Source organism: Candidatus Laterigemmans baculatus, from assembly GCF_010367455.1.
In the GTDB taxonomy this organism is placed as follows: Bacteria; Planctomycetota; Planctomycetia; order Pirellulales; family Pirellulaceae; genus Laterigemmans; species Laterigemmans baculatus.
Genome location: NZ_WRPR01000036.1, coordinates 63,475 through 69,474, shown reverse-complemented (window position 1 = coordinate 69,474; position 6,000 = coordinate 63,475). Strand labels below are relative to the sequence as shown.

Below are 6,000 nucleotides of genomic sequence, written 5' to 3'. Positions count from 1 at the left end.
CCAAAGAGAATCGCGAAAATGTTCGGGGGTGAAGGTCGAGCGATTGCCGCGATTCCCTTCGGGGGAGAGGGGGCTAAAAACTGCACGACCTCCCCGGGAGGGTCGCGAGGAACGAGCGGGGAGGGTTTCCGCAACCGTGCGTTTCACTTGGGGCTATCGTTAGGGATTGCTCTCCCTCCCCTCGCTGACGCTCGACCCTTCCGGGGGGAGGGTGGCGTTCCGTACCTTGGGGCTAAGCGATGATCTGGTGGATCGGCTTGCCGTAATCGATTTCCAACCGTTTGTGTCCTGGGACCTCGAGCTTCCGCGGATCGAGTCCCAGTTGGTGGAGCACGGTGGCGTGGATGTCGGTCACGTAGTGACGATGTTCGACGGCGTGGAAGCCGATCTCGTCGGTAGCTCCATGGGCCACGCCTCCCTTCAGACCACCTCCCGCCATCCAGACCGAGAAGCCGTAGGGATGGTGGTCGCGTCCGTCGCTCTGCTCCGATCCCGGCGTCCGACCGAACTCGGTTGCCCACACGACCAGCGTCTCGCCGAGCATCCCGCGGCGCTTGAGGTCCTTGAGCAACCCGGCGATCGGTTTGTCGACCGCTTGGCAACGCGTGGTATGGTTCTGCTGCAGTTTGCTGTGGGCATCCCAGCCATCGTCGTAGATTTGGACGAAGCGGACGCCCCGTTCGACCAGCCGCCGAGCCGCCAAGCTGTGGCGCCCCATGGTCTGGGTCGCCGGATTGTCGAGCCCGTAGAGCGCATGGGTCTCCGCGGATTCGTCGCTCAAGCGAACGACTTCTGGAACCGACATCTGCATCCGGTAAGCGAGCTCATAACTTTTGATTCGCGCTCGCATCGCAGCGTCGTCCGGATATTCAACGCCCGCGATCCCGTTCAACTCGTTCAATAATTCGAGCTGCCGCTGTCGCTCGCCGACCGTGACGCTTTCACCGGGCGACCCAAACGGCAGCGGGTTGTTGGGATCCAGCGCCATCGCGACCCCCGAATGCTCGGGTCCCAAATAGCTGCCATCGTGAGCTCCAACGCCTCCACAGCAGTCGCCGGGGCCGCCGCCCATCACGACGAACTGGGGCAGGTTATCGTTGAGCGATCCCAACCCGTAATGCGTCCATGAGCCGATCGAAGGATGAAAGCCATCAAAGATATGCCGCCCTGTGTGGAATTGCAGCTGGGCGGCGTGATCGTTGTCGGTCGTCCACATCGAGCGGACGATTGCCAGGTCATCGACGCACTGGCCCACGTGGGGCCACCAATCGCTCACTTCGATGCCGCTCTCCCCGCGTTTTTGAAACCCGATCTGCAGCGGGTAGAGCTGGGTCATTAAAGCTCGCGGTGTCCCGGCGAAGTCGCGAACATTTTTGCGATAGAAAGAGGAATCGAGGACCGCCGACTTATAAGGCGATTCCTCAATCGTTTTTCCCGCGAACTGGTTCACCGCGGGTTTGGGATCAAAGCTCTCCAAATGGCTGGTCCCGCCGAGCATGAAATACCAGATCACACTCTTGGCTCTGGGTGCGAAATGGGGCCCACCAGGATGAGAATCTGATAGCGGTGCGGGAGAGGCGGCGCTCGCGACGCCATCGCGGGCTAGCATCGCGCCCAGCGCGAGGCCCGTAAAACCCATACCCACATCGGCTAGGAAGGAGCGGCGATGGACCCGTCCACAGGGAAAGTCATGCATGGCAGGAGTGCCTCTCGCATTTAGCGGATGGTGACGAAGTCATTGTGGCTGTAGAGCACGAGGATCAGATTCTCCCTCGCTCTCTGATAGGCCATCGTGGCCGGGGCACGCTTGAAAGATTCGCTTCCGGCAGGGAACGCCGCCTGGTCGCCGCTCTGCAGCAGTGCGATGTTGTCTCGCAAGAACCGCTGGCATGCGTCCAGCTCTGGCTCGGTTGGCCCGCGCGTCAACAGCCGCTCGAAAGCGGCGGAGAGAAACTCGCGGCGGGCCATCTTGTCATCCCTGTCGCCGAGCGGCGCGCTCAACTCTTCGGCCACCGCTCGCGCGTGATCGACCGCCAAACTGCTGTTCATCAGCGCCAGCGCCTGATGCGGCACGACGCTTTCCTGACGACGATAGCACTCGTTGGGATTGGGGGCGTCGAACGAATCCATGAACGCCATCGACTCGTTCGGCGTGTTGCGGAAGTACAAGCTCCGCCGCAGCACTGTCTGCCCCTCGCGTTCGGATATTTCCGGTCCGCCGCGAGTCAGGTCGAGAGCCCGCGCAGTGAAGAGGACCGAATCGCGAATCACCTCCGCCTCCATTCGCTGGGAGTTCATCCGCCACAGGTAGCGATTCTCGGGGTCGCGGGCCACCGCCTCCGCGTCTCCTCCGCTCGCCGAACTCTGCCGGTAGGTAGCCGAGAGGACGATGCGGCGGTGCAGTGGCTTCATCCGCCAGCCTTGCTCGACAAGTTCCGCCGCCAGCCAGTCGAGCAGTTCGGGGTGGGAGGGTGGCTGGCCATTGATCCCAAAGTTCGCCACGGTGGGCACGATTGCCTGGCCGAAATGCCGCAGCCACATATGGTTGACTGCAATCCGCGCGGTCCGGGGATTGGTCGGGCTGGCGATCCAGCGGGCCAGCGCCAGCCGCCGCCCAGTGCTGGTCGAGGGATACTGCTCGCCGAGCGGCGTGTACTTTCCGTCCGCGGTGTCGCAGGCCGCTTGGGCCGCCACGAGCGCTTCGCGGGCCGCCACGAGCGCTTCGCGGGCTGCCGTCAAATTTTGCTCCGCTTCCGCGTGCTGCGTGGCGTGGAACTGCTGCTCCGCTTGCAACACGGCCAGCTCGGCTTGGGCCGCTTCCACCTGCCGTTCCGCACGACCGGCCGCGACGGCCAACGGAGCGGCGTCTTGCTCCGGTTCGTCTCGCTCAGGTTCGTCGCCCAAATACTTTGCCCGCTCGGCGGCGACTCGAGCACGGACGGCGGCGACTTGCGTGTGGGCAATTCGCAGCCGAGCTTCAGCCAGAGCGATTTCCGCTTCCGCCGCAGCCTGCTTGTGCCGCAGCTCGTCGAGCGTTGGGAGCAATTCCTGCAGGTCCACTTCCAGGAACTCGGCCGCACCGTTGTGGACCCAGAGGGCGAATTTTCCGTCGCGGCGAGCAACCGGCATTGAGTAGTGCAGCTTGGGCTGGCCGTCGAGCGAGATCGACAGCTCCTGTCCCCGCACGGTGATTTCAACGGTGACCACTTCGCCAATCGGTACCGGTGTTTTGACGATCCCCGCCTGCGGATATTCCTGCTTGCCGTTCTGGCGGTGAAAGGCCTGAATCGAAGGAGCCGAATCGTTGGCGCTGGTGTAGACATCTTGGGAATTGCCCGTGTCGATGTAATCGAAGCTCATGCCGACCGAGCGGTACATGCCGGGCTGCAGGGTGCGGTATTTGACGCGAGCCTGAAAGCTTTGCGGCACCGCGACCGAGGCGACGATCGTGGCGAAGTTGCTGACTGAGTTTTCGACTAACCGGCCGCTGTCCCAGGACCAGTTGCCCGAGACTGGTTTCCAAATTTCGGAACGTTCCGCGAACTCGTCATGGAGGATCGTTTGGCTCGGGCCGGTTGCGATCGCTTCGCCGCTATCGAGTCGGCGCTGGTAATCGGCAACCGCTTCCGCTGCGGTTGCCGCGGAGGTCCGAGCTTCGGTCAGAGCCTGCTCGGCTTTCGCCACCTCCTGTTCGGCCAGCCGGATCATACCTTCGGTGATCTCCGGGCGAAGGCTGGGGTAGTACGCTTCGGCTGGCAGCGCGACGGGCTCGATCTTGAGCTCTGGACCTTGCAAGGCGGGAGGGACACCCGGCGAGAGCGGCTGCGACTGGTCGGGCGAGCGATCGTCGCCGCGTTCAAATAAATAGGTCTTCGCATCCAACTCCTTGTCATACACGCGAGCCACGCCGTCGGCGAGCACCATTCCCAGGGTGGCATCCTTTTCTTGAGGCGCGTCGGCAGCCAGCGGATCGGTGCGCACATCGTGCGGCTCAAAGAACGCGCGGAAGCGGTAGTAGTCTTTCTGGGCGATCGGATCGAATTTGTGATCGTGGCAGCGAGCACAGCGGAGCGTTAGCCCCAAAAAGGCCTGGCTGGTGTGCTCGACTGCATCGAACATCCACACATTGCGATCGAACTTGTACCAGTTGCGTCCGAGGTAGCCGGTCGCCCGCAGCACCTCGGGATCGTCTGGAGCCAGTTCGTCGCCGGCTAACATTTCGACGATCATTTGGTTGTAAGGTTTGTCGGCGGCCAGCGACTCGACGATCCAGTCACGCCACCGCCATATATTGCGCTGGCTGTAGCGGATCTCATTGATCCCCCGGCTGCCATACCAGTCGCTGTACCGCCACACGTCCATCCAGTGCCGTCCCCACCGCTCGCCGTACTCCGGGCGGTCGAGCAGCCCATCGACGACTTTTTCATAAGCGAGCGGCGAATCGTCGGCGAGGAAGGCGTGCAGCTCTTCGCGAGTCGGTGGCAGTCCGATCAGATCGAGGAAGACGCGACGCAGCCAAACTTCGCGGGCCGCTTCGCCGCGCGGCGCGAGGCCCTGCTCTTCGAGTTTCGCGGCAACGAACGCATCCAGCGGATCGCGGACCCAAGCCGAGGCGGCGACCTGCGGAACGGCCGGTCGCTCCACTGGCTGGTAAGACCAATAGTTGGCTGGATCTTCAGGAATGGTTTCGTCGGCTGGCGACTGAGCCCCCGCATCGATCCAGCGGCGAAGCAGCTCGACCTGCTCGGCCGTCAACGGTTCGCCCTCGCCCTCCGGAGGCATCCGCAATCCGGAATCGGTTTCGGTGACGCGTTCGATCAGCAGACTCGCCGCGCTCTCGCCGGGTTCGACCGCCGGGCCGCTATCGCCTCCCTGCCGGATCAGCACCCCGGCATCGAGCCGCAATCCCGAGAGCTGCTGAAGCGCCCCGTGGCAAGCGGCGCATTTGTGGAACAGCAGCGGTTGGATGTCCCGCGCGTAGTCGACATGGCCGGGCTCGGCCGCGACCGCAGTCGCCGAGAGAACTGCGGCGATGGCCCATGGCGACAGCAGGATCGCGGCTCGGTAGCGCATGCCCGTGACTCTCCCTGAGTTGAAGACTCTGGCTGGTCGAACCGTCGAGTATGACGGGTTTGGCGAGCCGCGTCGAATCGGCCACGTCGAATCGGCCACGTCGAATTAGCCGCGGACGAATCGGGTGATTTCTAACTTGACAGCGGTCGGGGGTAAGCCATGTTTCCCATGAAGCGCCATCCCAGGCGTTCTTTTCCTTTTTTGATTCCAGCCGGGACTCTGACAGAACTCCCGAAAAAGGCAAACCGGTCGCGAGGCCGGGACGCAAAGCCACGGATCTCCCTGAGACCGCCGGGTTACCGAAGTAGAAACTTGTCCATTGTCATTCGACCTCCATGTCCACCGCGCGCTCGGTCTGAGCAGACGGTCGGCGCGGATGGGTGAGAAGTCCCATGGCCCAGCTCAAATCGCTGCCCCAGCCAAAGATTTTGGTTGCGGATGATAGTCGAACGATCCAGACGATCGTCCGCCGAACGCTCGAAGAGGCGGGGTATGACGTCACTCTCGCCGCCGACGGCCGGCAAGCTGTCGTAGCTGCCCGCAACGAGCGTCCCCAGCTCGTCATCCTGGACATCCTGATGCCCGAAAAGGATGGCTACGCGGCCTGCTTCGAGATCCGCGAGATGGGCGATCCGTGGAAGGATCTCCCGATCATCTTCCTGACCAAAGAACACACACCCGCACTCGATCGACTCGGTGCGGAGTTTGGCGCTTATCTCCCGAAACCGATCCGCGGAGATCTGCTGCTCTCGACCGTTGCAGCCCTGCTCGATCGAACCGAGGGATCTGCGGCCGCTCCCTTGGCTCCCGCTGTTTAACACATGTTTCTCGAAAGCGATCACCGCCATGCCGACTCGGATCTCGATGCGGATCCAACCAGCTCCGCAGCGCTGATCGATCATGACACGCTGGCCGAGTGGAAAGCGG

Annotated in this window: 3 protein-coding genes and 1 riboswitch; of the genes, 1 reads left to right on the top strand and 2 read right to left on the bottom strand. The window is 62.9% G+C overall.

Translation table 11 applies throughout. From position 1 onward, the window contains the following. Positions 1-232 precede the first annotated feature (232 nt). On the bottom strand, positions 233-1,513 hold the full coding sequence (locus GNK13_RS07925; RefSeq protein ID WP_235934927.1) for a DUF1501 domain-containing protein: 1,281 nt from the start codon (positions 1,511-1,513) through the stop codon (positions 233-235). 203 nt (positions 1,514-1,716) lie between these two features. Continuing rightward, the gene (locus GNK13_RS07920; RefSeq protein WP_164101968.1) at positions 1,717-5,073 is read right to left on the bottom strand and encodes a PSD1 and planctomycete cytochrome C domain-containing protein; all 3,357 of its coding nucleotides are present in this window, start codon (positions 5,071-5,073) and stop codon (positions 1,717-1,719) included. 229 nt (positions 5,074-5,302) lie between these two features. Continuing rightward, a riboswitch (cyclic di-GMP riboswitch) is annotated at positions 5,303-5,377 on the top strand. A gap of 88 nt (positions 5,378-5,465) precedes the next feature. Between GNK13_RS07920 and GNK13_RS07915 the strand changes: the two genes are divergently transcribed. Next, complete coding sequence (locus tag GNK13_RS07915; RefSeq protein WP_164101967.1) at positions 5,466-5,891, top strand: response regulator transcription factor; 426 nt, start codon at positions 5,466-5,468, stop codon at positions 5,889-5,891. The last annotated feature ends 109 nt before the right edge of the window (positions 5,892-6,000 follow it).